Genomic DNA, 25,547 nt, shown 5'->3' on the forward strand with positions numbered 1-25,547 from the left:
GCGCCCGCGTCTCCCCGTCTGACGCGATCGGCCCGACGGGCCTCCCGCGACGAACAAGGGATACATCTTGCGCTTCATCGGCATCATCGCGGTCGCCGCTTCGGCGACCGCCATCACCGGGGCCGGCATCGCGGGCGCCCAGGTCGAGCCGGACCCGACCAGTCGCTGCGAACTCGCGATCGAGCAGGAGCCCGGCACGAACGTCGTCCGCGGCCCCAACTTCGCCGGCCAGATGGTCGGCACGCGCGATCGCGACATCATGATCGGCACCGACAAGGGCGACACCATCAGCGGCCGCGGAGGCGACGACCTCATCTGCGGCCAGGGCGGCGACGACATCATCAAGCCCGGCAACGGCAACGACACGATCTTCGCCGGCGGGGACCGCGACGTCGTCCGAGCGTCGAGCGGCGACGACATCATCGCCGGCGGCGAGAAGAACGACGTGCTCAACGGTGGGCCCGGCGACGACACGGTCGACGGCGAAGCCGGCGACGACACGATCAACGGCGGCCCCGGCGCCGACGACCTCAACGGCGGCGAAGACGACGACACGGTCGACGGCGGCGCCGGCAACGACGGACAAGGCCCCGATCAGCTCGACGGCGGGCCCGGCGAGGACACCGTCAGTGGCGGCTCAGGCGCCGACGTCGTGCATGGCGGGGTCGACGACGACCGCGTCGACGGCGGCCGCGGGCAGGACGACGTCTTCGGCGACGACGACGACGATGACATCCGCGGCGGGCCGGGTCGCGACTTCCTCCACGGCTCGACGGGCAACGACAATATGTCCGGGGGCGCCGGCAACGACCAGCTCAACGGCGACGCCGGCAACGACAACCTCTTCGGTGGCCCCGACGACGACACCGGCTTGTTCGGCGGCGACAACGACGACGTCCTCAATGGCGGGAGTGGCAGCGACGCGCCCTGCGAGGCGGCCGACGCGGTCGACAAGGACGGCGTGCCCGACAACGACGCCACCCCGGTCAACTGCGAGTAAAGACGCAAGCTCCCAGGAGGCCGAGATGGCCCCGTACTGCCCGGCACACGACGTGATGAGGATCGGCGGCGCTGCCCATTGCGAGCGGCCCTCGCATGATGTCGGCGGCGCGTCGACGCTGCGCGTGCTCGGCCGATGACGAACGTCGCCCCTGCGCTCGGTGTGCTCGCCGGTGTTCTTGCCGTCATCGACGCCATCCCGTACGTGCGCGACACCCTCCGGCGGGCAACCACTCCGCACCGAGGCACGTGGCTGATCTGGGCCGTGCTGGCGATCGTCGCGTGCGCGTCACAGAGCGCCGATGGCGCCTCGTGGAGCCTGCTGATGCTCGCGACCCAGGCCGTCGTGACCACGCTCGTCTTCGTGCTCGCCATCCGGCTCGGCACCGGTGGGCTGAGCCGCGCCGACCTCATGCTGCTCGCGATCGCCGGCACCGGCGTCGCGGGATGGCTGCTCGCCGCTGCGCCGGTCGTCGCGACGGCGTGCATCGTGGTGGCCGACCTCGTGGCGGCGGCGATGATGGTGCCCAAGACCTGGCGCGATCCGGCCTCCGAGACGCTCTCCACGTTCGTCTGCGCGAGCCTGGGCGGCGCGCTGGCGTCCGCATCGGTCGGCGCGCTGGACCCCTCGCTGCTGGTCTACCCGCTCTACTTCTGCGCCGTCAACCTGGGGCTCGCGTTGCTGATCGCGCAGCGCCGCGCGACGCTCCGCGACAACCACGCGCAGCGACGCTCCGTCGCTCACTGACATCGCAGGGAACGCTCTGCGCCCGGCCGTTGAAGCGGCGGCGGGGTCGGCCACCGAAGACCTCGTGAAAGGAAGCACCGTGTTCCAGAAGCACCTCAGTTACGCCAACGTCATCGGCAGCGTCGCGCTCTTCGTCGCGCTCGGCGGCAGTGCGGCGGCCGCTGCGCCGCAGATCCGCAAGGACGCGGTCCGGTCACCCGAGATCCAAGCGGACGCGGTTCGCTCGTCGGAGATCCGCGACGAGAGCATCACGCTCACCGACGACGCCCTCGACTCAACTGGCTGATCCAGGCCAAGGCCGACGTCCGCACCTTCGGCAGTCGGGCAGCGCCGGCGTGGATGAGATCGCTCCCACGAACGTGAAGCTGACCGGTCTCGAGGTCGGAGCCGTCACCGGCCCATGACCCCGATCGCGTGCTCACACCGCACGGCACTTTGAGCCACGGGAGGGCTCCATTGCACATCTCGACGCCCGCGACGACGTACGTCCGTCGGGCGATGCCGCGGCGTGTGGTCCAGGAAACTCCCAACGGCGATGAATTCCCGGCGACCATCCGGTCATGCTTCTCATGACCCTGTTGACGCTCGCCGGAGCCGTCCATCCGACGGCCGCGCCTAGCACGCCGCAGCCCGCCGAGGCGGTCGTGATCCGCTTCAAGGCCGACAAGACCCGCGACGGCACCTACCGCGCCGAGGCCACGCTGAAGGGCTGCAGCACACGCAGCTCGGGCACCCGCAACGCGGCGGCCAAGGGGCACGACGTGCGCCTTCGCATCCGCCCGCCTCGCTCCGGGTGGTGCGCCGGCACGTACAAGGCGACCGTGTACTTCAAGCAGGAGCAGCACTGCCCGCCGACGATCAGCTGCGGCGGCACCGCGGACGTCGCGATCGGTTCGACCCGCTTTACGGTGGGCGGATGATCGTCTACTCGATGAGCTGCTCGGCCGACGGCTACATCAACGAGCCCGACGGCTCGTTCGGCTGGACCGCGCCGACCGACGAGCTGCACCGCTTCCACAACCAGCGTGTGGCCGAGACGGACGTCCAGCTGATGGGCCGGCGTCTGTACGAGACGATGCTCGTCTGGGAGACCGAGGAGTTCACCGATCCGACGATGGCGGAGTTCGCCGAGATCTGGCGCGGGCTCGAGCGGATCGTGTTCTCGACGACGCTCAAGACGATCGAGGGCACCGGGCGCCTGGCGACGCGCAGCCTCGCGGAGGAGATCGCCGCCCTCGGTGACAAGACGATCGCCGTCGGCGGCGCCGGCCTCGCCGCGGAGTGCATGCGCGAAGGCCTGATCGACGAGTTCCACCTGTTCGTCGCTCCGATCGTGGTCGGCGGTGGAACGCCGTACTTCCCCCCGGACGCGCACATCGACCTCGACCTCATCGAGACGCGCACGTTCGGATCAACCGTCCACCTCCGCTATCGGCGCGTCTGAGCCGCCCTCGACGAGCCGCGGCCCGTAGGCCGGGGGCGCGACCAGGAACGCGGTGCCGAACCCGGTGCCGATGCCGATCACGCACACGCCGACCCACGTCGTCGGCTTCCATCCGATGCCCTTCTCGAGCGCCATCAGACCGAAGTAGCTGAACCACAGCACGATCGCTGCGAGCGAGCCGACGAGCCGGATGCCGCCGAGCGTCAGCCGTTTGTCGCGGGCGGGCGCGAAGGCGCGCTGCATGAGGTCGACCGCGAGGCCGGTCAGCGTGAGCGTGATCAGCGTCCAGGCGTCGCGGTACTGGGTCATGATGTTCATCAGCAGGCCGAACGCGAGGTACGTGATCGTGAAGGTTCCCGCGGGCACGCGCCAGCGGCGGAGGATCAGCAGCGTCGGGCCGAGCAGCACGATCGTGGAGATGACGATCGAGGCCAGCGACTGCCCGACCGTGTAGTAGTGGTACGGGAAGAGGTTGTCGCCGTAGCCGCGCAGCCCTTCGGAGAGCCCGATGCGCTGGTTGCTCATCACGTCGTGGAAGCGCTTGAGGTCGTTCACGAACGCCTTGGTCGGCGCGACGTTGGTCATCCACGCCGACAGGTACATCGTGATGAAGTTGACCATCGCGATGAAGAGGATCCCGCTCAAGAGCGCGGGCAGATAGCGGCGCATGTCGGGCGCGATGTCGCGCTTGGCCCACATCGAGCGAAGGCCGGTCGAGGAGACCAGCAGGCCGCCGAGGAAGAGCGCGAGGTGGGGCGGGGAGACGATCGCCTCGACGTTGATCTCGAAGCCGTAGATCGAGTGCCAGATCAGGTCGGCGGGCCCGGCGATGCCGAGGATGCACAGGCCGATGATCGTCACGCCGTAGCCGACCGGGATCGCTTTGAAGTCGAAGCCGCGGCGGCGGCGCGGCTGGTACTCGACGATGACCTTGCCGACGTAGATCGCGAACACGGTGATGCCCGTGTAGAGCAGGTTGTGCGCGATCGTGAAGAACGACTCCTGGCCGACCTTGTTGTTGTGGTTGCGGCCGTCGAAGAACAGCGCGGTGATCGGCCAGAACGCGATGATCATCGCGATCAGGTCCTCGCGCCAGGTGGTGTGAGGGCGGACGCCGCGGGCCGCCGCGGGCGCCTCACGGACGGAGTCGAGCAACTGGGACACGGCTCCGATCGTCCTCGAAGCCGTGTTGGGAACTGATGAGAACTACAGCGCGGTCTTGATCGCGTTCTCGAACGCGGCCACGCCGAAGGAGCCCTCGAGGCGGGCGGTGACCTTGCCGGTCTTGTCGATCACGAAGAGCCACGGCTCGCTCTCGAGGTTGAACGCCGCCAGCGGCGGGCGCACCCCGGCTTTGAGGTTGTTGTCCTTCCAGACCTCCTGATGGATGAACTCCATCTGCTTGCCGTACTTGGCCCGCATCTGCAGCGCCAGGTCGGTGACCGGCCCGCACACGCGCGAGACGCACAGCTGTGGCGTGGAGAACAGCAGCGCGACCGGCTTCTTGCCGACCACGCTCGCGAAGTCGGTGTGCATGTCGCTCGGCGGCTTGCGCGTGTCCAGGAGCTCCTTGTTGCCCTTCAGCGACTCGAGCGTGTCCGTGGCGACCTTCGGCGCCGCCTCGCCGACGTCGGGGATCCTGTCCTGCGCCTTGGTCTTGACGTTGATCTGGGTCGGCGCGCCGACCAACCGCCCGCCGTTGCGCGTCATCACCAGCACCGACCACGGCCCGGCCTTGTCGAACTTGACCGGCGCGGCGTAGACGGCCGCGAACGGGTCGGTCTCCTTCGCCGCCTGTTCGGACCGGTAGCGCGGAGTGGTGAGCAGCACGTCCGCGGGCGCGACGAACGGGCCCTGAGCGGGCTCGTTCGGCGTCGGCGCGATGTAGATCGCCGTCGGCCCGTAGATCGCCTTGCCGTCCTGGCCGATCACGCCGAACACGAACCGGTTCTCGCCCCCGGCCGTGAACACCGAGCTCGCCAGCGCCGCCTGCGGCCCTGCCGTCACCAGATCGGCCACCTGCTGCAGCGTCTTGCCCGCCGGGTCCGGGAACGACGCCGCATCCGGCGTCTGTGCCTCACGCACGGCGTCGCGCAGGCCGGGCGTGTCGGGCACCTGCTCGACGGGGTCGGGGGGCGTTTTCTTGTCGCTGCCGCCGCACCCCGCAACGATCAGGGCGCACACGAGCAGCGCGGAGACGATCCGTGACATCTCATTAGCGTATTTGGAGCGGACCGGTCGGACTCTTGCCAGGTGAGAAGGCGAGCAACGGAGGCCGAGATGTCCGGCAGTGCCAAGGTGGCGGTGAAGCGGTTGTTCGAGCAGGCGTGGGGCGAGGGCCGGCTGGACGAGCTCGAGACGCTGATCGATCGCGGCTATCGCTCTCACATCCACGAGGTCGGGGCCGGTCGGATGGTGCGCTGGGTGGGGCCGGACATCCTGCGCGTCGAGCTCAGCGCCTATCGATCCGGGATGCCGGACTGCAAGGTCGAGGTCTCGGCGATCGTCGCCGAGACCGACGTCGTGATCGCGCTGTTCACCGTCGAGGGCACGAACACGCAGGCGACCGTGGTGGAGCCGCTCGCGGGCGTGCACGACGTCGAGATCGAGCCGACGCACATGGCGATCCGCGCGACCGGCACCGCCAGGGCCCGCGTCGAGGCCGGGCGGATCGCGGAGCTCGAGATCAGCTGGGAGCTGCTCGGGCCGATCGAGCAGATCCGGTTGTTCGCCGACGGGACGCTCAGCGTGCGCGACCTGGTGATCACGCCCGCGCCGCTCGAGGAAGGCGCGGCACCTGCATGAGCGTTTGAAGGCGTATTTGGTCGTTTAGATTGACAATCGACCAATAGCGCGCAAATCTTCTCGCCGTACCCCAGAGGAGGAGTGCTGTGAGGAGAGGTCTCCTGGCGGTCGCGGTCGCGGCCGCCGTCGTCGTGCTGCCCGCGTCCGCGCAGGCCGTGGGCTTTGCCGATTCGTTCGCTTCACCCGCCCGGCAGTACCAGCCCAAGTTCCGCTGGTGGTGGCCGAACGCGCTGGTCGACAACGCCGAGATCCAGGCCGAGCTGGACCAGATGGCCGACGCCGGCTTCGGCGGGGCGGAGATCGCCGACGTGCACCACAGCGCCAAGCAGGCGCTCGACCCCGCCGGCCACGGCTGGGGCACACCCGCCTGGCAGTCGGCGGTCCAGGCCGCGCTCGAGAAGGCCAAGGCGCGTGGAATGACGGTCGACATCACGGCAGGCCCGTCGTGGCCGTCCGCGGTCCCGAGCATCACGCCCGACAGCCCGGCCGCGATCAAGGAGCTCGCCTACGGCATCGCGACCGTGGCGCCGGGCACGACCTTCCACCGGCGCGCCGCCCGCGCCCGCCCTGGCCGCCCCGTCCGGTGTCACCCAGCAGAAGCTCGTCTACGTCCAGGCGGCGAAGGTGACCGTCGTGGGTGCGCCGCCCAAGACCGCGTACACGCTCGACGGGTCGACGGTCACGAACGTCCCGATCGCAGCCGACGGCACGGTGAGCTGGTCCGCGCCCGCCGACGGCAACTGGATCCTGATCTCCTACTACGAGCGCGGCACCGGCCAGAAGCCCGAAGGCAGCGGCCACACGACCCCCGACTCCTACGTGATCGACCACTTCAACCAGACCGGCACGAAGGCGATCACGGACTTCTGGGACACGCACATCCTCAGCCCCGAGATCCGCTCGCTGCTCAAGGACGCGGGCGGGTCGCTGTTCGAGGACTCGCTCGAACTGGAGACCACGTCGGCGCTGTGGACGCCCGGGTTCGCCGACGCGTTCCAGCAGCAGCTCGGCTACAGCCTGCTCCCGTACCTGCCGCTGGTGGCCAAGAACGCCGAGAAGGTGGTCTTCAACTACACCGACTCGACGACCGCGGCGAGCGTGCGGCGTGACATCAACCTCGTCCTGACCAACCTCTACAACGAGAACCACCTCAAGCCGCTGAAGGCCTGGGCGAACGCGCTCGGACTCAAGCTCAGCATCCAGCCGTACGGCCTGCAGACCGACGCCATGCAGGCGTCCGCGCTGCTCGACATCCCCGAGGGCGAGTCGCTCGGCTTCAAGAACCTCGACGACTACAAGCGCCAGGCCGGCGCGCGCGACCTCGCGGGCAAGACGATCCTGTCCAACGAGGCGGGCGCGACCGCGGGCGGCGCGTACAGCACCACGTGGGAGACCGAGCTGCGCAAGCTCGCCCCGGAGTTCGCGGCGGGCGTCAACCAGAACATCTTCCACGGCTTCTCCTACGCGACCACGCCGGAGTCGCGCTGGCCGGGCTTCTCGGCGTTCTCGCCGCTGAGCAACGCGCCCGGCTACGGCGAGTCCTGGGGTCCGCGCCAGCCGACGTGGAAGCACGCGTCGGACATCAGCGGCTACTTCGCGCGCAACCAGGAGGTCATGCAGACCGGCCGCAACACGCCGGACGTGGGCGTGCTGATCCAGACCGGCTACGTCGCCGCCGGCTACGGCGCGCCGTACTTCACCGCCGACACCCGTGAGGCGGCGCAGGTGCTCAAGGACGGCGGCAACCACGTCGGTTGGACGAACGAGCAGATCTCCGAGTCGATCCTCGACCTGCCGAACGCGACCGTGCGCGACAAGCGACTCGCCCCGGACGGTCCGAACTTCAAGGCGCTCGTGCTCGAGGGCGACGTCGCGTTCAGCCGCGCGATCCTGCTGCGGATCGCGACCGCTCAGAAGCTGCTCGACTGGGCGAAGGCGGGGCTGCCGATCGTGATCGTGGGCAACTGGTCGGCGCCGAGCGTCCCGGGCCTGCCCAAGGCGGGCGAGAACGCGACGCTGAAGTCGTTGATCGACCAGTTGCTGGCGCAGCCGACGGTCCGCAACCCGCTGACCAAGGACCTGATCCCGACCGCGCTGGCCGACCTCGGCGTGCAGCGTGACGTCGAGTACCCGGTCGCCCCGCTCGAGACCGCCCACCGGGTGGACGGCTCGACCGACTACTACTTCGTCGCCAACAGCCACGCGACGCAGGCCGCGAACGTCGATGCGTCCTTCGCCATGACGGACCCGACGGCGGTGCCCTACGTCGCCGACGCGTGGACGGGCAAGCTCGTGCCGGTGGCCAACTACAGCGTTTCGAACGGCCGCCTGAAGACCCGCATCGCGCTCAAGGCCGGACAGACGACGATCCTCGTGTTCGGGCATGACCTCGCGGCGTTGCCCGTCCACGCGACGTCGACCACGGCGGACGCCGTGCGCGCCTCCGGCGCGACCCTCGTCGCCCGCGCGGCGGCTCCCGGCACGTACACGACGACGCTGTCGGACGGCCGCTCGGTCGACACGACGATCGCGTCGGTCCCGGCCGCGCAGACGCTCACGCACTGGAACCTGTCGGTCGACGACTTCCTCCCGGGCGCGACGCCCACGCAGACCCTGCACGCCACGCACACGCTGACGCTGGACGGGCTGAAGGCGTGGTCGGACATCCCCGAGCTGGCGGACGTCTCCGGCATCGGCACCTACACGACCACGTTCGACTGGGCCGGGGGTGGGGCGTATCTCGATCTCGGCGAGGTCTTCGACACCTATCGCGTCAGCGTCAACGGCGTCACGCTCCCGCCCGCCGACCAGCTGAACACGACGGTCGACATCGGCCCGTACCTGAAGCCGGGCGCGAACTCGATCACGGTCGAGGTCGCCACGACGCTCCTCAACCGCCTGCGCGCCGGTGACGTCGCCTATGCCAACGCCACGCGCCAGAAGTACGGCCTGATCGGCCCGGTCAAGCTGACGCCGTACGGCGAGTCGCCGGTGTACGCGCGCACGGACACGCCCGGGAGCGTCGGCGGCAGCGTCCCCGCGACGCTCGCGCTCTCGCTCGGTCCGGCGGCCTCGTTCGGCGCGTTCACGCCGGGGGTCGCGCGGACGTACACCGCCTCGACGAGCGCGAACGTGCTGAGCACCGCGGGCGACGCGGCGCTGACCGTCGGCGACCCCGGGCATCTGACCAACGGGTCGTTCTCACTGCCCGAGCCGCTGTCGGTCCAGTTCAGCCGCGCGACCTGGTCCGCGCCCGTGTCCAACGACCCGGTGACGATCGCGTTCGCCCAGCACATCGGCGCCAACGACGCACTCCGCACCGGGAGCTACTCCAAGACGCTCACGTTCACGCTGTCGACCACGACCCCGTAGAGTCGCGCCCATGAGCTTCGTTGTCGCCGGGGACTCCTACGACAAGTTCATGGGCCGCTACTCGCGCTTGCTCGCGCCCCAGCTGGCGGACTACGCCGGGGTGGCGAGCGGGCAGCGGGTGATCGACGTGGGCAGCGGCCCGGGCGCGCTGACGGAGGTCCTCGTCGAGCGCCTGGGCGCGGCGGCGGTCGTCGCGGCCGATCCGTCGCCGCCGTTCGTCGCGGCCTTGCGGGAGCGCCTGCCGGGCGTCGAGGCGGTCGACGCGCCCGCGGAGACGCTGCCGTTCGCCGACGACGCGTTCGACGTCGCGCTCGCGCAGCTCGTCGTGCACTTCATGAAGGACCCGGTCGGGGGTGTGCGCGAGATGGCTCGCGTCACCCGCCCCGGCGGCATCGTCGCCGCCAGCGTCTGGGACCTCGCCGGCGACCGTTCGCCGCTTGCGCCGCTCTGGCGGGCGGTGCGCGCCCTCGACTCCTCCGTGCGCGACGAGTCCGGCCTCCCCGGCGCGCGCGAAGGTCAGCTCGTCGGCTACTTCGAGCAGGCGGGCCTGACCCGCATCGAGGCGACCGAGCACGAGGTCCCGTTCAAGCCGGCCACCTTCGAGGAGTGGTGGGACCCGTTCGAGCTGGGCGTCGGCCCGGCGGGGCAATACGTGGCTTCGCTCGACGACGAGCGCCGCGTCGCCGTGCGCGAGCGCTCCCGCGAGACGTTGGCGACGGCGAAGCCCGCGGTCGCGTGGGTCGCCCGCGGCGTCGTCGCCTAGGGCGTCAGAACAGCTCGCCGAACGACTCGTAGCCGCACTGGCGCGCCGGTTCGCGGCCGGGGAGGACGAACGTGTGCGAGCCGTTGTTCGCCGGCCCGCCCGCGAAGTGCACGTCGCTGACGGCGACCCGCGGGCCGAGCACGGCGAGGTAGACCTTCAGGTCGCCGAACGCGGCGACCCGGGCCTTCACGCGGCGCCCGCCCACGAGCCCGACGTCGACGCCGCGCACCCCGCGTCGCGCGACGCCGTAGATCACCGTCTGCCGCCGGTCGCAGCGGACGCGGACGTTGATCGAGTTCGCCTTGGTCGGAACCGCTCCGTCCAGGCAATCGTCGTCGTCGAGCGCGATGCAGCGCACGCGGTCGCGCGGGTCGATGGGGGTGTTGAACGCGCCGGTCCGCAGCCGCTCGGAGCCCACCCGCAACGCCGTCTTCGGCGCTCCCACGAGCGCGGGATCGTCCGCCGTGCCGCTGGTGAACGTGCGGCCGAGGCTGCGCCCGGCGGCGTCGAGCAGCGTCGCGCCCTTGACGAACTTGCCGACCGGCGCCGGCACGAGCACGAAGTGCAGGAAGTCGTGGTACTGGCCCGTGTATCCGGTTCCCGGCACCGCGGGGGCGCGGAGCTTGGAACCGTCGAGGAACTCGATGTCGATCGCGGCGACCCGCGCGGGGAAGATGCCGGCGACGAAGCCCCGCCGGAAGTCGGAGAACACCGAGTCCGGCTCGTAGCCGCCGGCGGGCGGGTCGTAGCAGTCGAGGCCGTTGAGGTCGAGCGTGTCGATCCCCGCGCAGAGGCGCTCGCCGTCGTCGCGGACCAGCAGCCGCGGCCCGGCGTCGCCCAGCGACGCGGCGGTCTCGGTCCCGGGCGGGATGCCCGGCCGCTCGTCGAGCTCGCCGTAAAAGCGCCAGTCCTCGTAGGGGTAGTCGGTCCTGCACCGGCGATCGGGCGGCGCGACGAGCACCTGCCCGCCCGCGAGTGTGCGGCCGTTCGCGTCCAGCGCGACGGCGCTGCGGATCGCCTCGCCGCGCGGAAGGAGTGTCAGCACCATCTGCCCCGCGTGCCCGAACGGCAGCGCGCGCGTCCCCGTGGTCACCGTGCGCCCGCTGCCGAGCGTCACGGTCAGGTGGTCCGTCCCGGCGGGGACGAACCCGGTCAGCGTCGTCGGCACCCGCCCGCACCCGCGCCGGCCGCCCAGGATCAACGGCACATCAGGCTGCTGGCAGGCGACGTCGTGCTCGTCCCCTCCGGAGCCATTCACGCCGACCTGGAGGCACAAACCCTCGTCACGATGCTCGGGCGCGTTCGGGAGCGCCTGCACCTCGGAGAACAGCTGGACCCACGCGCGCACGAGCGCGCCGCCCGCGCGGCGTCGCAGCACCCGCGCCTTCCGCAGCACGGAGTCGGAGACCGGCACGCCGATCACGGTGCCCGACGCGTCGAGCACGCGCACGGAGTCCGGGTCGTCGTCCGCGTCCTCGCCGAGCGTCAACTCGCCGAGGAAGAACCGCACCCGGCCGGCGTCGCGGCCCGTGTACGCCTCGCCCGCGACCGTCGGCAGGCGCAGCACCTTCCCGCCCGCGTAGGTGAGCTCGACCGTGGCGGCGTCGGCGCTCACGGCGCCCCCGGCGTAGACCTGCATGCTCCCGTCGGGGCGCTCCACCGACCCGCTCGCGACGATCGCCTGGTCCGGCCACACCGGCGCGTCGCCGCTGTCCGGCTCGACCAGGCGGCCGCCGTCCTCGTCGACGTCGGGCGAGGTGAGCGTGACCTTCAGTTGCGGCTCGCCGTCCTCGTTGGTGGTGTCCGCGACGTCGAGCGTCAGCCCGGGCAGCCCGCCCGCCACGACCTGCGCATCCGCCCGGCCGGCCCACACCCCGAACGCGATCGCGGCGATCAGGACCAATCTCACGCTCATGCGGCCGACCGTCTCAGAGCCGGCCGCGGCGCACAATCAGGGCGCACCCCTCAGATTTGCGCGAGGCTCCTGGCATGGTCGATCTCTACTGGCTCCCACTCGGCGCGGGAGGGCACAGCGTGCGGATCAACGGGCTCGTCTACGAGGCGATCGCGGCCACCGCCCAACGCCGTCCGCGCCGCGCGCTCTATCACTCGGCGCTGGAGGTCGGTCCGGAACCGTTCGCGATCGAGATGGCGCCCGTCTGGAACGTGCGCGACGCCGACCGCGGCGTCGTGGTCGAAGGCGCGGTCGGGAGCCGGCTGCTCGGCCGGTTCGACCTGTTCCGCTACGAGGTCCGATGCTGGCGCGGCGGACGCATCCCCGACATCGGCGAGGCGGTGGGCGGCCCGCGGCGCTTGACCGACGACCCGGTGATCGCGGCGCGCGTGCTCGAGCTCGTGCCGAGCGTCCCGCCGCTCGTCTGGGGCCGTGACGAGCTCGGGACGGGTGACATGTGGAACTCGAACTCGGTGATCGCCTGGCTCGTGTGCCGTGCCGGGATCGACATCGACGGGGTCCATCCACCCGCCGGCGGGCGCGCGCCCGGCTGGCGAGCCGGCGTGGTCGCCGCTAGGGGGCGATCAACTGGTCGGTGACCCAGCGCGCCACACCGGCGGGGTACGGCGGCGTGAGGCCGAGGACGACGTGCTGGAACCCCGCGGCGGTCGCCTCCGCGATCGCGCCGCGGGTGGCCGCGGGGTCGTCGTAAGAGACCGGCAGGTGGATCGAGCGGGTGATCGACGCGCGATCGCGGCCGAGTTCCGCGCAGTAGCGGTCCAGCAGCGCGCTGCGTTGCACGGCGTCCTCGAGGTCGCCGCCCGGGATGTTCCACCTGTCCGCATGCTTGGCGACCACCCGCAGCGTCGGGGCGGAGCGTCCGCCGATCATGATCGGCGGGCGCTTGACGGGCTTCGGGTTGCAGAACGCCCCGGTGAGCTGCACGTACTCGCCGGCGAAGTCGAACGGCTCCGTCTCCGTCCACAACCGCCGGATCACGGTGCAGGCCTCGTCGAGCGCGCGCACGGAAGGGCCGAAGTCGTGGAACGGCAGCCCGTGCGCCTCGTACTCGCGCCGCGCGATCGGATGGCCGGGGCGCGAGCCCGCGCCGATCCCGAACTCGAGCCGGCCGCCGGCGACGACGTCGACGGTGGCGCCGATCTTGGCCAGCATCGCCGGCGGCCGGAACCGGTTGCTCGTCACGAGCACGCCGATCCGCAGCCGCCGCGTCTGCGCCGCCAGCGCCGAGAGCAGCGTCCAGCCCTCGAACGCCGGCCCGTTCGGATCGCCCGCGATCGGCAGCAGGTGGTCGAACAGCCACGCGTGCTCGATCTCGGCGATCTCGTCGGCTTCCCGCCACACCCGCAGGACGTCCTCGTACGCGACCTGCATCGGGGCGGTCATGATCCCGAAACTGGGGTGTGGCATGTGCGGCTCCTCGAAACGGATAGGCTGTCCACATCACAGTAGCGGACAACCTATCCGTTTCGCCGTTACGCGCCGTCCGGGAGGAACTCGCGGTCGCGCATGATGTCCAGCGCCTGGCCGACGTGGTGGGCGAGGTGGCCGGTGATGATCGGCGTCCACTCGGCGATCGTCATCGTGCCCAGGTCCGGGATCTCGACCGTGCGCTCCAGCAGCGCGTCGTCCGTCGCGGGGACGCAGTGGGCGAGCGAGCGGCGCGTGCTGGCGAGCTGGCGGGTGGCGATGTCGACCGTCGGCGGCGGGTAGCCGGTCAGGTCGTGCCCGATCTCCTCGCGGAAGAAGAAGTCCAGCTCGGGGTCGTCGCGCAGGCGCTGCAGGTCGCCGAGCCAGATGATCGTGCAGACGTTGATGTGCGAGATCACCTGCGCGACCGTCCAACCGCCGCCGCTGTGGGCGCGGTGCAGGTCGCCGTCGGTGAGCTGCTCGACGATCCCCTGCAAGCGCCCGAGCGCCTCGTCGACCTCCTGCGCCGCCTGTGCGGGCGTGACCGGGCTCTGGGTGCTCATGGCTCTCCTCCTTTGACACGATGCGGCCGATGTCGGTCGCCGACGATGGGTGGGCGCTGTCGCGCTGGCGTGCGGTGGTGTCGCTCCTCGACGACCCGCATCCCTTCCTGACGCCCGAGTGGCAGCGGGCGTGGTGGGCGCATTTCGGGGCGGGCGAGCTCGAGCTCATCGATCTGGGCGACGCGGGCGTCGCCGCGTTGCAATGCCACGGCGACACGCTCCGCTTCCTCGGCAACCGCGAGACGACCGACTATCCCGGGCCCGCCATCGCGCCAGGTTGCGAGGACGCGGCGGCGGCGCGCCTGCTGCGCGCGCTCGGCACCCGCCGGCTGGAGTTCGAGAACGCCCGCCCACAGGACCCGTTCGTCGCACGGCTGCAGGCCGCCGCACGGGTGGAGCGCGACGAGCCGGTGGCGATCCTCGACCTGCCGGACAGCTGGGCCCGCTACCTGCGCGGCCTCAGCCGTCACTCGCGCCACGAGCTGGACCGCAAGCGGCGGCACTTCCCCGCGGCGCGCCTCATCGCGGGTGACATCGAGACGTTCGTCGCGTTCTTCCGCGACGCGCCGGGCGCGAAGGGGACGTTCCTGACGCGGCCGATCGAGGCCTTCTTTCGCGCCGTCGCGCCGCTGGGCCGCCTCGACGCCCTCGAGGTCGACGGCCGGCCGGTGGCGATCACGCTCGGCTTCCAGACCGCCCGCACCTACTACCTCTACAACATGGCCTTCGAGCAGTCCGCGCGGGCGCTCTCGCCCGGCATCGTATTGCTCGGCGCGCTGATCGAGCGCGCGATCGAAGACGGGCTCGACCGCTTCGACTTCATGCGCGGTCTCGAGCGCTACAAGCTCGAGCTCGGCGGCAGGCCGCAGCATCTGATCCGCCTTAGCCTCTCCGCAGCAACGCGCTGCGGGCGCTGAGGATGTGCACGCGCATCGTCGCGGCCGCCCACTCGCCGTCGCGCGCGCCCACCGCGGTGAGGATCTCGCGGTGGTGGCGCATCGCCTCGTACCGGCGGCGCTCGTCGTAGGAGTGGTAGACGCGCAGGATCAGCGGCGTCTCGACGATGCTGGCCAGGGAGATCATCAGCCGGCGGTTGCCGGTCGCGCGCAGCAGCGAGGCGTGGAACTCGTTGTTGAGCTCGCCCAGCTCGTCGAGGAAGCCGGGCTGACGCGAGTCCTCGATCGCCTCCATGCGCAGGCAGCACTCCTCGAGGTGGCGCAGCTCGAGCGCGCCGATCTTCTGCGCCGCGATCTGCGCGCCGTAGCTCTCGAGCTGTGCGCGCACGCCGTAGACCTCGGCGATGTCCTCCTCGGTCCACGAGCTCACCCACGCGCCGCGCCGTGGGCGGAGCTCGACATGGCCCTGGTGCTCGAGCTGGCGCAGCGCCTGGCGGATCGGCGTGCGGCTGACGCCGATCCGCTCGCTCAGCTCCTCCTCGGGCAGGCGCGACCCCGCGGGGTAAGCCCCCTCGATGATCGCGCGGCGGATGGCCTGATAGGCGACGTCGACCGCGTCCAGGACGGGGTCTTCGTCGCTCACCCGAGCGTGAACGGATCGCGGGTCGCGCCTGACGTCTCGATCCAGATCGACCGCGTCTCCGTGTACTCGCGCAGCACGTCGTAGCCGTTCTCGCGGCCGATGCCACTCGCGCCGAACCCGCCGAACGGGACGTTCGGCCCGACGACCCGGTACGCGTTGATCCAGACCGTTCCGGCACGCAGCTTCTGCGCCACCCGCATCGCGCGGCGCACGTCGAGCGTCCAGACCGAGCCGGCCAGCCCGTACTCGGTGTCGTTGGCCTTCGCGATCGCCTCCTCCTCCTCGCGGAAGCGCATCGCGGCGACCACCGGGCCGAAGATCTCCTCACGCACGGCGGGGGAGTCGCGATCGACGTCGGTCAGCAGCGTCGGCTGGACGAAGTACCCGCCGAGCGAGGTGTCGGGGCCGCCGCCGCACGCCGCGGTGGCGCCCTGCTCCAGGGCGGCCCGCAGGATGCCCGTGACCTTCTCGAACTGCTGCGCGTTGGCCAGCGGGCCCATCTCGGTCGCGGCCTCGAGCGGGTTGCCGAGCACGATCTCGCGCGCCCGCGCCGACACGCGCTCGACCAGCTCGTCGTGCACGTCCTCGTGGACGATCAGCCGCGAGCCGGCCATGCAGGTCTGGCCGGTGGCGGCGAAGACACCCGCGATGACGCCGTTGGCGGCGGCCTCCAGGTCCGCGTCGGGGAAGACCACCTGCGCGGACTTGCCGCCGAGCTCGAGGGTGACGCGTGCCAGATGGCTCGTCGCCCCTTCGGCCACGTCGATCCCCGTCTTCGTCGACCCGGTGAACGCGACCTTGTCGACGCCGGGGTGGCGCACGAGCGCGCGGCCGACCGCGGGACCGTTGCCGGTGATGACGTTGAAGACGCCGTCCGGGATGCCGGCCTCGGTGACGAGCTTGGCCAGCTCGAGCGCGGTCACCGGCGTGTGGTCGGACGGCTTGACGACCATCGTGCAGCCGGTCGCGAGCGCCGGCGCCAGCTTCCAGGTGAGCAGGAGCAGCGGCGAGTTCCACGGCACGACCGCGGCGACCACGCCGACCGGTACGCGCTGGGTGAAGGCGACGAAGTTCGGCTTGTCGGACGGGATGCTCTCGCCCGCGAGCTTGTCCGCCCAGCCGGCGAAGTAGCGGTACCAGGTCGGCAGCAGCCGCATCTGGCCGCTGAACTCGCGCAGGAGCTTGCCCGAGTCGCGCGACTCGAGCTCGGCGAGTCGGTCGGCGTCGCGCTCGATCAGGTCGGCGAGCTTGTGCATCAGCCGCGAGCGCTCGAAGCCGGTCTTCTCGCCCCACTCGCCCTCGAAGGCCGCGCGGGCGGCGCCGACCGCGCGGTCGACGTCCTCGTCGCCCGCGTCCGGGACCCGCGCCCAGGGCGCGCCCGTGTACGGGTCGACCGTGTCGTAGAAGCGGCCGTTCGCCGGCGGGAAGGTGCCACCCGCGACGTAAAGCTCGTACTGCGGAAGTTCAACGGTGGCCATGACCGGAGAATACAGACGCGCCAGTTTTGTATACAGAAGTTGGCGCCCTGTGTACGATCGCGCGAATGACGGGACATGACCTCCTCGCCGGTCGCACGATCGTGGTGACCGGCGCCGCGACCGGCATCGGGCAGGCGTTCGCCGTGGGAGCGGGCGAGCAGGGCGCCAACGTCGTCGCCGCCGATATGAACCCCGCCGACGAGACCGTCGCCGCGATCGAGGCTGCGGGCGCGAAGGCGATCCAGGTCGAGGTCGACGTCTCCGACATCGACTCGGCGGCCGCGATGGCCAAGGCCGCGACCGACGCGTTCGGCCGGATCGACGGCCTGGTCAACAACGCGGCCTACTTCCGCGAGATCAAGCTCACCCCGTTCCAGGACATCGACGAGGCGGTGTGGGACCGGACGTTCGCGGTCAACGTCAAGGGCATCTGGAACTGCTGCAAGGCGGTCCTCCCGGCGATGCGCTCGCAGGTGTCCGGAAGCATCGTCAACATCGCCTCGATCGTCGCGGTCGCGGGGCAGCCCGGCTACCTGCACTACGTCGCCAGCAAGGGCGCGGTGCTGTCGATGACCAAAGGGCTGGCCAAGGAGCTCGGCAACGACGGCGTCCGCGTCAATGTCATCGCACCCGGCTTCGTGATCACGGGCGCCACGCAGGACCGGCCCGTCGAGTGGCAGCAGTCGTTCCTGCGCGCCCGCGCGCTCTCGCGCGAGCAGCGGCCGGACGACCTCGTCGGCACGGCGCTCTACCTGCTGTCGGACCTCGCGGGGTTCGTGTCCGGGCAGACGATCGTGGTCGACGGCGGCCACATCATGTACTGAGAGGAGCATGTGATGGGCCTGGAGGAGAACAAGCAGCTCTGCCGCGACTACTTCACGGCGTTCCTCGCCGGCGACGAGGCGTGGATGAACGCGCACATCGCGCCGACCTTCGAGCGCCACGATCCGGGCCTCCCGTTCGAGGTCAAGGGGCCTGAGGGCGTCATGCAACTGCACCACGCGCTGATGCCCGCGTTCCCGGACATGGAGCTGCCGCTGCACGACTTCGTCGCCGAGGGCGAGAAGGTGCTCGTGCGGCTGACGATCCACGCCACCCACACGGGCGCGTTCGGCGAGCTCGAGGCGACGGGCAAGCGGATCGAGGTGGCGGTCTTGGACCTCTTCCAGATCCGCGACGGCGTGTTCGTCGAGCACTGGGCGCAGCTCGACAACCTCGGGATGCTCACCCAGTTGGGTGCCATGCCGGGTTAGCGGCGGCGCAGCCGGACGGTGCGTGTGGCGGTGGTGGCGTTGCCGGCCTGATCGCGGGCGGTGACCGTGAGCTGCGCGCTCACGTGGCGATGTGCCCTCAGCGCCTTCACCGCCGCCCGCCGCGTCTTGGCCGGCACGCGCAGGTGCAGCCGGGCGGTCACGTTCGGGGCGAGCTGTGCCGTGGCCGTGCCGAGGGCGTGGCGCCGGCCGCGGACGATGAGGGTTCCGCCTGCCGTCGCCGATCCGAACTCGCTCGCGGTGACACCGACGGTCACGGTGCGGCCGGAGCGCTGTGACGTCGCGCCCGACAGGACGACCACCGGCGGGGTGGTGTCGGGCGCGGGTTGTGGGACCGGTATCGGTGTCGCGGTGGGTGTCGGCGTCGGGGTGGGGAAGCCGGGCGCGGTCGCGCTCCACGCCCGTGGGCTCGCGCAGGGAGTCGACCCTTGGCGGGCCTGGAAGGTCCCCTGAGCGGTGCCCGGCGACGGGAACGTCCCGCTCAGCGTGACCGTGGAGGTCGCGTACGTGAACGCGCCGTTGGTGATCGGCAACGTGCCGACGTACTGCACCACGAGCGATCCGCAGCCGGTGTTCGGGACGTTGAGCTGGATGCCGTTGACCGCTGTCCCGCCATCGGACACGGTCAGGCTGACCGATCCGCCGCCGTCGATCGTCCCGCTGTACGTCGCGGCGGTCACGGCCAGCACGGCCATGAGACCAACCTTGTTGATCACAGCAACAGCGATCTTAGATCACGGCGAGGTGCTCGGCGAGTGCCGAACGTGGGCCCTCGATGAGCTGCAGCGCGACCATGCCGTCGCCGTAGCGGACGACGCGCGCCGTGAAGCGCAGCTGGACGATCTCGATCTCGATCCGATCCTCGAGCGCGACCGTCAGCGCCGCGCGCGCGAGCACGCCGTCGCGCGAGACGTTGGCGGTCACGCCCGCGACCACTTCCTCACCGCGGCGCAGCGTGACCGGCAACTCGACGTCGATGCGCGGCGCCCGCTCCCGGCGCACCCGCACGCCGTCCTGGACGCGGAAGCGGACGCCGCCGCCGTCGCGGGTGAGCGACCCCTTGAGCGCGACCAGCCCTCGCCCGCTGACGAACGACAGGTACACGTCGTCGGTCTGTCCGGGGATCAGCTCGAAGTCGATGTCGGGCCGCAGGACGACGGCGCTGTCGAGCAACTCGACGACGGTTGCGTCGAAGTCCCGCAACCGCGCCCGCGCGTTCGTGGGCGGAAGGTTGACGGTGACCCGGAAGTCCTGATCGAGCCGCTGATCCACAACCTGGGAGATCGGCCGCTCGGCCCCTGAGTCCCAACGCGCCAGGTCTCCGGTGTCCGCGATCGAACGCGTCAGAGGAGCAGCGCTCCCGCTTCGCCGACGCTGAGGTCGCGATCGACGCCGTGCGAGACCACGGTCTGGCCCGGCTCGGGCTCGAACCGCTCGCCGTCGAGCCGCACCTCGACCGGATCGGGCGAGCTTGGCGTGTGCCGGCAGGTCGACGTGCGTCCAGGCCGCTCGGCGGGCGTCGCCCGCGACCGTGAACCAGGCGGTCTCACCGAGGTCGGCGTGCCGCGTCCGATGCTCGATCGGTTCGAGCACGCCTTCGGTGAAGTCCTTCGGCGCGAAGTAGGCGACGGGGTAGCGGCCGGGCTCGAACAAGAGCACCACGTCGTCGGACTGCACCACCGTGCGTCCGCCCAGCTCCGCCCGGAGCCTCCGGCGCAAGGGCTCGGCGTACAGCACGCGCTCCGGCACGCCGGGGACGAGGAACTGTCCGTGGGGATTGCGGCCGAGCGGCCCTTGCTGCCATGACAAGCCCATCGCGGGCCTCCGATCGTTCGTGGTTCGAACGCATTGGTGGCGCGCAGCGCGGCGGTCTTACCATCACTCCTCGTGGACGCCACTTCGCTGCGTTGGGTCGAGCGGTTGCGGCTCGGCGACGAGCAGGCGGTGTCCGACCTTCATGACGCGCTGCGCCGGGCCGCGCTCCACGAGCTGCACCGGCGCGGCGGACCGTTGTCGGGCCCGGAGCTCGAGGACGTCGCGCAGCAGTGCGCGAACGACGCGGTGGTCACCATCCTGGCCAAGCTCGACGACTTCCGCGGGCTCAGCCGGTTCTCGACATGGGCGTACAAGTTCGCGATCTTCGAGGTCTCGAGCAAGCTCGCGCGGCACGCCTGGCAGCGCCATCCACCTGGGCGGGAGGAGCTGACGTTCGACCAGCTGCCGGACGTCCTCGCGACGACGCCGGGAGCGCGGGTGGAGGCGCGTGAGCTGCTCTCGACCCTGTCGGCCGCGATCCGGAGCGACCTCACGCCGCGCCAGCGCGAGGTGTTCACGGCGGTCGCGCTCAACGAGGTGCCGATCGACGTCCTCGCGTTGCAACTGGAGTCCAACCGCAACGCGGTCTACAAGAATCTGTTCGACGCGCGGCGCAAGTTGCGCGCGTGCCTGGCCGACGCCGGATACGAGGTGTCCACATGACCGAGCTCGACGAACTGCTGCGCGCCGAGGAGGCTGATGCCGGATGCGAGGCCGGGGTGCCGATCATGGACCAGTACGTGGAGATCGAGCTCGGCGGCGGCGACCCCGCGGAGCGCTTCCCGGGCACCGCGATCCATCTGCGCGTCTGCCCGGCCTGCCGTGCCGACCACGACGGGCTGCTCGAGGCCGCTCGCGACTTCGACGAGTTCGGGTAAGACGACCGTCGGGCGGCACACTCATGACGTCATGAAGCTCGTCTCGCTCAACGTCGGTGTGCCGCGCGAGGTCGCGTGGGAGGGCAAGACCGTCCGCACCGCGATCTGGAAGGCCGCCGTGGACGGGCCGCGGATGGTGCGGCGGCTCAACATCGACGGCGACGACCAGGCCGACCGGCTCGCCCACGGCGGCGAGCACCGCGCGGTGTTCGTCTATCAGCTCGACTCGTATCGCCACTGGGAGCGTGAGCTCGGCCGCGACGACTTCTCCTACGGGCAGTTCGGCGAGAACTTCACGGTCGACGGGATGGGCGACGACGAGGTCTGCGTCGGCGATCGCTACCGCGTCGGCGGCGCGTTGTTCGAGGTCACCCAGCCACGGGTCACGTGTTACCGCGTCGGCATCCGGATGAACGACGCAGCGATGCCCGCGCTGCTCGTCTCACACCACCGGCCGGGCTTCTACCTGCGCGTGCTCGAGGAGGGCGTGGTGCAGGCGGGCGACGCGATCGTCAAGGTGGCCGACGGGCCGGAGCGGATGACGATCGCCGACGTCGACGCGCTCCTGTACCTGCCCGGGAAGACCCGCGAGCGGCTCGAGCGGGCGCTGCGGATCCCCGCCCTGAGCGAGGGGTGGAAGGGCAGCTTCCGCGACCTGCTCGCCGCTCCCGTGCAGGCGGAGCCCGCGTGGCCGGGGTTCGCGCCGCTGCGGGTGACCGAGGTGCGGCGCGAGAGCGCGGGCGTGAAGTCGTTCACGTTCGCGGGGCGTGGCGCGGTGCCCGCGCCGGGCTCGTATCTGACCGTGCGGCTCCGGCCGTCGGACGACGAGCCGCCGCTGCTGCGCAGCTACTCGCTCTCCGACGTCGACCGCTTCCGGATCAGCGTCAAACGCGAGGGCGCGGCCAGTTCGTTCCTGCACGATCACGTGGGGGTGGGCGACACCGTGGACGTCGCCGCCCCGCGCGGGACGTTCGTGCTCAAGCCGGGCACGCGGCCCGTCGTCCTGATCAGCGCGGGCGTCGGTGCGACACCTGTCCTGGCGATGCTGCACGCGCTCGACGGCGCGCGGCGGGTGTGGTGGCTGCACGGCGCCCGTAACGCCGCCGAGCACGCGTTCGCGGCCGAGGTCGACGCCCTGTTGTCCGCCTTGCCCGACGCCCACCGCCTGGTCGCCTACAGCCGGCCGGCGGCGCGCGACTCCGGCTATGACATCACCGGTCGGCTCGGTGTGAGCGCTCTGGAAGGGGTCCCCGTCGACGCCGACTACTACGTCTGCGGGCCGGCGGCGTTCATGCAGGGAATCGGCGACGCGCTGATCGCCCACGGCGTCGCGGGCGACCGGATCGCGACCGAGACGTTCGGCACCTCCGCCGTCCACCGCTCCGGGATCGTCGACGCGGGCTCGCGCGCGCCGCACGCGCCCGACGGCGAGCCGGGCACCGGGCCGGCGATCACCTTCGCCCGCAGCCACCTGACGATCCCCTGGGACGCCCGCTTCGGCAACTTGCTGGACTTCGCCGAGGCGTGCGACGTCCCGGTCGGCTTCGGCTGCCGCAACGGCGTCTGCCACAACTGCGAGAGCGGCCTCCTCGCGGGCGAGGTCGCCTACGCGCCCGACCCGCTCGAGCCTCCGCCCGCGGGCCGCATCCTCGTCTGCTGCACCACGCCGACCTCCGAACTGGCGCTGGACCTGTGACGCGGTTCGCCGAGGTCTACCCACGTGTCGCCGCGCGCGCCGACCGGCGCGGGGCGGCGGGACACCGAAGCCGGCTCGTGGCGGGATTGGCCGGCCGCGTGGTGGAGATCGGCGCGGGCAACGGGCGCAACTTCGCCCACTACCCGGCGGGTGTGACCGAGGTCGTCGCGATCGAGCCGGATCCGACCCTGCGCGCGCTGGCGGTCGAGGCGGCGCGGTCCCTGCCGGTCACGGTGATCGCGGGAGTCGCGGAGGACCTGCCGTTCGCCGACGGCGAGCTGGACGCGGCCGTCGTCAGCCTCGTGCTCTGCAGCGTTCCGGACCAGGCGCGCGCTGGCCGAGGTGCGGCGGGTGCTGCGCTCCGGCGGCGAGCTGCGGTTCTACGAGCATGTGGCCCCGCGCCGGCAGCCGAAGCGCCTGGCGTTCCGGCTGGCCGACGGCGTCTGGCCGAAGCTCGCCGCCGGGTGCCATCTCTCGCGCGACACGGAAGCCGCGATCGCTGACGCGGGGTTCGCGATCGAGGCGTGCGAGCGGTTCGGGTTCCGCTCGGCCGCGGTGGAGCCGAAGCTCGCCTACATCCTGGGCCGCGCGCGGCGTCAGTGACGCGCGCGCTCGCGGCGCAGCCAGTTGCGCACGACGGAGTAGGCGGGCCGCGGCGTGCCGTTCGCGTTGGTCAGCGCGGAGTCCCACGTCGCCAGCGGGTCGGTGGGCGGGGTCCAGTGGTAGAAGTAGATCCGCTTGATCCGGGGTGACAGCTCGGCGAGCCGGAAGACCCAGCGAGCGGCCCGTGCGGCGTGCTCGCGCGAGGCCGGCAGCGGCACCTGCGCGTCCTGCTTGCGCTTGACGATCCCGCCGGTCTCGGTGAACCACACCTCGCCCTTGGTGGCCTTCAGCAGCGCCTTCGTCCCACGCGTGCGGAACCGGTTCGCGTCGATGTAGTTGTGCAGGCCCCAGATCAGCTTCCGGTCGCGGCCGGCGGTGTCGAGGAACGCGCTCGCCCACGTGGCGATCCGCGAGTCGTCGAGCAGGTCGGCGGCGACGATCCTGCAGCGCAGGCACGCCCGCTTGAGCGCGACGTAGTACTGCGCGACCCGGTCCGGCCGGCGGCAGGTCGGCTGGCTGCAGTGGTTGGCCTCGTTCCAGGTCACGTAGTCCGTCACCCACGGGTAGCGGGCGCGGAACCGCTTGAACTCGTGCGCCAGCGTCCTGGCCGAGGGCAGCGTGCGGGTGTGCCGGTTCGAGCGCCCGAAGCTCAGCAGGACGTGGGTCCCCTGTGTCTTCGCGTCGAGCAGATAGCTGTCGAGCTTCGTGGTCTCCCACGGGTCGTGCAGCGCGTCCCACGGCGCGACGTAGCGCGCGTGGTGCACGTCGAGCGCGGCGTAGTCCGCGTCCGAGAACATCTCGGGGGACTGCTCGCCGATGCCGACGAGCGGCGCGGCATGGGCTTTGGCGACGCCGACGAGGAGCATCGCCGCCGTGACGAGGAGAGCGGTGTAGAAGCGCATTCAGGGCTCGCGCCGAGAAGCGCGAAGGGGAGTCCGTTCCGTGGTGTCGGTAGATCCTACGGGAGGCCCTCGACGGCGACGAGGTTCATGCTCGCCGCGCCTGCTCGCAGCGCCTTCGCGTCCTGGTACTCGGGCGACTCGAACCAGCGCTTCGCGGTCTCGAGGTCCTCGAACTGCAGGATCACGAGGCGCTTGGGCTCCCACTCACCTTCCAGCACCGCGAGCTCGCCGCCGCGGGCGATGTAGCTCCCGCCGTACGCGTCGATCGCCGCGGGCGCGGCGGCCTTGTACTGCTCGTATTGCTCGGCGTCGTGGACGTCCATCTCGGCGATCACGTATGCAGGCATGCGTCGCAGCTTAGGCGCGGGCGTAGCGGCTGGGCGGCTCCCCCACGTAGCGGGAGAACGCCGTGCTGAAGCTGCTCGCCGAGCTGTACCCCACGCGCTCGGCGACCTCGGCGAGCGCGAGTTCCCGCCGTTTGAGGAGGTCCTTCGCGAGCGCCATCCGCCAGGCGAGCAGGTACTCCATGGGCGGCAGGCCGACGGTGCGGGTGAAGCGCTCGAAGAACGCCGAGCGGGAGAGCGTCGCGGCCCGCGCGAGCTGCGGCACGGTCCAGGCGCGGGCCACCTCGCCGTGCAGCTCGCGGATCGCGGGCGCGAGTCGCGGGTCGGCGAGGCCGCGCAGCAGGCCGGCGGGCGCGTGCTCAGGGGGCGTGGCGCGCAGCGCCTCGATCAGCAGGACCTCGACGAGGCGGGTGAGGACGAGCTCGCGGCCCGGGCGTTCGCTGCGCGACTCGTCGCCGACGAGCTGGACGAGTGTCGACAGCCGCGCTGCGCCGCGCACGTGCACGACGGTCGGGAGGACGGAGGCGAGCAGCACCGGGTCGGGCGAGTCGAAGAGGAAGTAGCCGCCGAGCTGGAGCACGTCCGGCGGGCCGTCGGGCCGGCCGTGGCGGACCTCGCCGTCCTCGCCCTCATCCGGCTCGACGTCCACGGGCTCGACCGGGTCCAAGCCCGACATGACGAAGCTCGGCGTGCTCGGAAGCAGGAGGAAGTCGCCCGCCTCGAGGGTGATCGCGGGCGCGCCGTCGACCGCGAGCAGGCAACTGCCCTCGAGCACGGTGCAGAAGCTCGGGTGACCGTACGCGGCGTAGCGCACCGCCCAGCGGCCGGCGCCACTCACACGCTTCGAGAAGACGGTCCGCGGCCGCAGCAGCGCGATGATTTCAGTCAGAGGATCGGACGCTTGCAAATGAAATACGGACTCTACACGATAGAAAGTCCGGTTCG

29 protein-coding genes and 3 pseudogenes are annotated in these 25,547 nt (G+C 71.2%); 18 read left to right on the forward strand and 14 right to left on the reverse strand.

Features of this window, described 5'->3' with window-relative positions:
• Window positions 1–67: 67 nt before the first annotated feature.
• The 5 genes from G569_RS48110 (at window position 68) to G569_RS0113355 (ending at window position 3,191) form a co-directional block, all read left to right on the forward strand.
• Complete coding sequence (locus G569_RS48110; protein WP_053226308.1) at window positions 68–1,000, forward strand: calcium-binding protein; 933 nt, start codon at window positions 68–70, stop codon at window positions 998–1,000.
• A gap of 135 nt (window positions 1,001–1,135) precedes the next feature.
• Window positions 1,136–1,747 (forward strand): hypothetical protein, encoded by a 612-nt coding sequence (locus G569_RS0113340; RefSeq protein WP_028063770.1) that lies wholly within the window; start codon window positions 1,136–1,138, stop codon window positions 1,745–1,747.
• A 64-nt stretch (window positions 1,748–1,811) separates the two neighbouring features.
• Complete coding sequence (locus G569_RS0113345; RefSeq protein WP_028063771.1) at window positions 1,812–2,033, forward strand: hypothetical protein; 222 nt, start codon at window positions 1,812–1,814, stop codon at window positions 2,031–2,033.
• 274 nt (window positions 2,034–2,307) lie between these two features.
• Window positions 2,308–2,667 carry a hypothetical protein gene (locus G569_RS0113350; protein WP_028063772.1) on the forward strand — a complete coding sequence of 120 codons (360 nt, stop codon included), beginning with the start codon at window positions 2,308–2,310 and terminating at the stop codon, window positions 2,665–2,667.
• A complete protein-coding gene (locus G569_RS0113355) occupies window positions 2,664–3,191 on the forward strand; it encodes a dihydrofolate reductase family protein (RefSeq protein WP_028063773.1) in 528 nt (175 codons plus the stop codon). Before G569_RS0113350 ends, G569_RS0113355 begins: the two co-directional genes overlap by 4 nt.
• Here the strand turns inward: G569_RS0113355 and G569_RS0113360 are convergent.
• Both G569_RS0113360 and G569_RS0113365 read right to left on the reverse strand, forming a co-directional pair.
• Window positions 3,159–4,355 (reverse strand): hypothetical protein, encoded by a 1,197-nt coding sequence (locus G569_RS0113360; protein WP_028063774.1) that lies wholly within the window; start codon window positions 4,353–4,355, stop codon window positions 3,159–3,161. The genes G569_RS0113355 and G569_RS0113360 overlap by 33 nt on opposite strands.
• A gap of 42 nt (window positions 4,356–4,397) precedes the next feature.
• Window positions 4,398–5,402 (reverse strand): hypothetical protein, encoded by a 1,005-nt coding sequence (locus G569_RS0113365; protein ID WP_028063775.1) that lies wholly within the window; start codon window positions 5,400–5,402, stop codon window positions 4,398–4,400.
• 42 nt (window positions 5,403–5,444) lie between these two features.
• Between G569_RS0113365 and G569_RS0113370 the strand changes: the two genes are divergently transcribed.
• The 4 genes and pseudogenes from G569_RS0113370 (at window position 5,445) to G569_RS0113380 (ending at window position 10,131) form a co-directional block, all read left to right on the forward strand.
• Window positions 5,445–5,996 carry an ester cyclase gene (locus G569_RS0113370; RefSeq protein ID WP_157592007.1) on the forward strand — a complete coding sequence of 184 codons (552 nt, stop codon included), beginning with the start codon at window positions 5,445–5,447 and terminating at the stop codon, window positions 5,994–5,996.
• A gap of 155 nt (window positions 5,997–6,151) precedes the next feature.
• Window positions 6,152–6,490, forward strand: a pseudogene (locus G569_RS66340) (glycosyl hydrolase); the annotation flags it as partial.
• Window positions 6,491–6,620: 130 nt separating this feature from the next.
• Window positions 6,621–9,368: a glycosyl hydrolase gene (locus G569_RS48115; protein ID WP_064750343.1), complete on the forward strand. Its 2,748-nt coding sequence runs from the start codon at window positions 6,621–6,623 to the stop codon at window positions 9,366–9,368.
• A 10-nt stretch (window positions 9,369–9,378) separates the two neighbouring features.
• Window positions 9,379–10,131 carry a class I SAM-dependent methyltransferase gene (locus G569_RS0113380; RefSeq protein ID WP_028063777.1) on the forward strand — a complete coding sequence of 251 codons (753 nt, stop codon included), beginning with the start codon at window positions 9,379–9,381 and terminating at the stop codon, window positions 10,129–10,131.
• 4 nt (window positions 10,132–10,135) lie between these two features.
• Here the strand turns inward: G569_RS0113380 and G569_RS0113385 are convergent, their stop codons facing one another.
• Window positions 10,136–12,046, reverse strand: a complete 1,911-nt coding sequence (locus G569_RS0113385) for a hypothetical protein (RefSeq protein WP_157592008.1) — start codon at window positions 12,044–12,046, stop codon at window positions 10,136–10,138.
• A gap of 74 nt (window positions 12,047–12,120) precedes the next feature.
• Between G569_RS0113385 and G569_RS48120 the strand changes: the two genes are divergently transcribed.
• Window positions 12,121–12,684, forward strand: a complete 564-nt coding sequence (locus tag G569_RS48120) for a hypothetical protein (protein WP_037496309.1) — start codon at window positions 12,121–12,123, stop codon at window positions 12,682–12,684.
• Here G569_RS48120 and G569_RS0113395 read toward each other — a convergent pair.
• Complete coding sequence (locus G569_RS0113395; protein WP_037496311.1) at window positions 12,659–13,513, reverse strand: LLM class flavin-dependent oxidoreductase; 855 nt, start codon at window positions 13,511–13,513, stop codon at window positions 12,659–12,661. The genes G569_RS48120 and G569_RS0113395 overlap by 26 nt on opposite strands.
• Window positions 13,514–13,578: 65 nt before the next feature.
• Window positions 13,579–14,076, reverse strand: coding sequence for a DinB family protein (locus tag G569_RS0113400; protein ID WP_028063780.1), 498 nt, complete (start codon window positions 14,074–14,076; stop codon window positions 13,579–13,581).
• Window positions 14,077–14,105: 29 nt separating this feature from the next.
• Between G569_RS0113400 and G569_RS0113405 the strand changes: the two genes are divergently transcribed.
• Entirely contained in the window at window positions 14,106–14,993 is an 888-nt protein-coding gene (locus G569_RS0113405) for a GNAT family N-acetyltransferase (RefSeq protein WP_028063781.1), read from the forward strand.
• On the opposite strand, the gene G569_RS0113410 is transcribed toward G569_RS0113405, so the two are convergent.
• Together G569_RS0113410 and G569_RS0113415 are read right to left on the reverse strand one after the other, a co-directional pair.
• Complete coding sequence (locus G569_RS0113410; protein WP_053226309.1) at window positions 14,959–15,615, reverse strand: GntR family transcriptional regulator; 657 nt, start codon at window positions 15,613–15,615, stop codon at window positions 14,959–14,961. The genes G569_RS0113405 and G569_RS0113410 overlap by 35 nt on opposite strands.
• Window positions 15,612–17,093: an aldehyde dehydrogenase gene (locus G569_RS0113415; protein WP_028063783.1), complete on the reverse strand. Its 1,482-nt coding sequence runs from the start codon at window positions 17,091–17,093 to the stop codon at window positions 15,612–15,614. Before G569_RS0113415 ends, G569_RS0113410 begins: the two co-directional genes overlap by 4 nt.
• A 65-nt stretch (window positions 17,094–17,158) precedes the next feature.
• On the opposite strand from G569_RS0113415, the gene G569_RS0113420 reads away from it, so the two are divergent.
• On the forward strand, window positions 17,159–17,917 hold the full coding sequence (locus G569_RS0113420; RefSeq protein ID WP_028063784.1) for an SDR family NAD(P)-dependent oxidoreductase: 759 nt from the start codon (window positions 17,159–17,161) through the stop codon (window positions 17,915–17,917).
• 12 nt (window positions 17,918–17,929) lie between these two features.
• Window positions 17,930–18,346, forward strand: coding sequence for an ester cyclase (locus G569_RS0113425; RefSeq protein ID WP_028063785.1), 417 nt, complete (start codon window positions 17,930–17,932; stop codon window positions 18,344–18,346).
• Here the strand turns inward: G569_RS0113425 and G569_RS0113430 are convergent.
• The 4 genes and pseudogenes from G569_RS0113430 to G569_RS66345 form a co-directional block, all read right to left on the reverse strand.
• On the reverse strand, window positions 18,343–19,059 hold the full coding sequence (locus tag G569_RS0113430) for a hypothetical protein (RefSeq protein WP_028063786.1): 717 nt from the start codon (window positions 19,057–19,059) through the stop codon (window positions 18,343–18,345). The two genes, G569_RS0113425 and G569_RS0113430, sit on opposite strands and share 4 nt — an antisense overlap.
• A 34-nt stretch (window positions 19,060–19,093) precedes the next feature.
• Window positions 19,094–19,636, reverse strand: coding sequence for a PilZ domain-containing protein (locus G569_RS65300; RefSeq protein ID WP_028063787.1), 543 nt, complete (start codon window positions 19,634–19,636; stop codon window positions 19,094–19,096).
• A gap of 71 nt (window positions 19,637–19,707) precedes the next feature.
• Complete coding sequence (locus tag G569_RS65305; RefSeq protein WP_245602479.1) at window positions 19,708–19,914, reverse strand: hypothetical protein; 207 nt, start codon at window positions 19,912–19,914, stop codon at window positions 19,708–19,710.
• A pseudogene (locus G569_RS66345) lies at window positions 19,913–20,179 on the reverse strand (DUF427 domain-containing protein); the annotation flags it as partial. The gene G569_RS65305 and the pseudogene G569_RS66345, both read right to left, overlap by 2 nt.
• A gap of 72 nt (window positions 20,180–20,251) precedes the next feature.
• On the opposite strand from G569_RS66345, the gene G569_RS48125 reads away from it, so the two are divergent.
• From G569_RS48125 to G569_RS65310, 5 genes and pseudogenes are all read left to right on the forward strand, one after another.
• Window positions 20,252–20,842 (forward strand): RNA polymerase sigma factor, encoded by a 591-nt coding sequence (locus tag G569_RS48125; RefSeq protein ID WP_064750344.1) that lies wholly within the window; start codon window positions 20,252–20,254, stop codon window positions 20,840–20,842.
• Window positions 20,839–21,057 (forward strand): hypothetical protein, encoded by a 219-nt coding sequence (locus G569_RS0113455; protein WP_037496316.1) that lies wholly within the window; start codon window positions 20,839–20,841, stop codon window positions 21,055–21,057. Before G569_RS48125 ends, G569_RS0113455 begins: the two co-directional genes overlap by 4 nt.
• Before the next feature lie 31 nt (window positions 21,058–21,088).
• Window positions 21,089–22,753 carry an MOSC and FAD-binding oxidoreductase domain-containing protein gene (locus G569_RS0113460; protein WP_028063790.1) on the forward strand — a complete coding sequence of 555 codons (1,665 nt, stop codon included), beginning with the start codon at window positions 21,089–21,091 and terminating at the stop codon, window positions 22,751–22,753.
• A gap of 152 nt (window positions 22,754–22,905) precedes the next feature.
• Window positions 22,906–23,034 (forward strand): annotated as a pseudogene (locus tag G569_RS66350) (SAM-dependent methyltransferase); the annotation flags it as partial.
• Window positions 23,035–23,104: 70 nt separating this feature from the next.
• On the forward strand, window positions 23,105–23,356 hold the full coding sequence (locus G569_RS65310; protein ID WP_245602480.1) for a hypothetical protein: 252 nt from the start codon (window positions 23,105–23,107) through the stop codon (window positions 23,354–23,356).
• On the opposite strand, the gene G569_RS0113470 is transcribed toward G569_RS65310, so the two are convergent.
• Genes G569_RS0113470 through G569_RS0113480 form a run of 3 tightly spaced genes read right to left on the reverse strand, consistent with a single transcriptional unit; the run spans window position 23,350 to window position 25,509 of the window.
• Window positions 23,350–24,258 (reverse strand): hypothetical protein, encoded by a 909-nt coding sequence (locus tag G569_RS0113470; RefSeq protein WP_028063791.1) that lies wholly within the window; start codon window positions 24,256–24,258, stop codon window positions 23,350–23,352. The two genes, G569_RS65310 and G569_RS0113470, sit on opposite strands and share 7 nt — an antisense overlap.
• Window positions 24,259–24,314: 56 nt before the next feature.
• Entirely contained in the window at window positions 24,315–24,605 is a 291-nt protein-coding gene (locus tag G569_RS0113475) for a DUF1330 domain-containing protein (protein WP_028063792.1), read from the reverse strand.
• A 10-nt stretch (window positions 24,606–24,615) separates the two neighbouring features.
• Window positions 24,616–25,509, reverse strand: coding sequence for an AraC family transcriptional regulator (locus G569_RS0113480; protein WP_028063793.1), 894 nt, complete (start codon window positions 25,507–25,509; stop codon window positions 24,616–24,618).
• Window positions 25,510–25,547: the final 38 nt, after the last annotated feature.

It is taken from the genome of Solirubrobacter soli DSM 22325 (assembly GCF_000423665.1).
GTDB classification, from domain to species: domain Bacteria; phylum Actinomycetota; class Thermoleophilia; order Solirubrobacterales; family Solirubrobacteraceae; genus Solirubrobacter; species Solirubrobacter soli.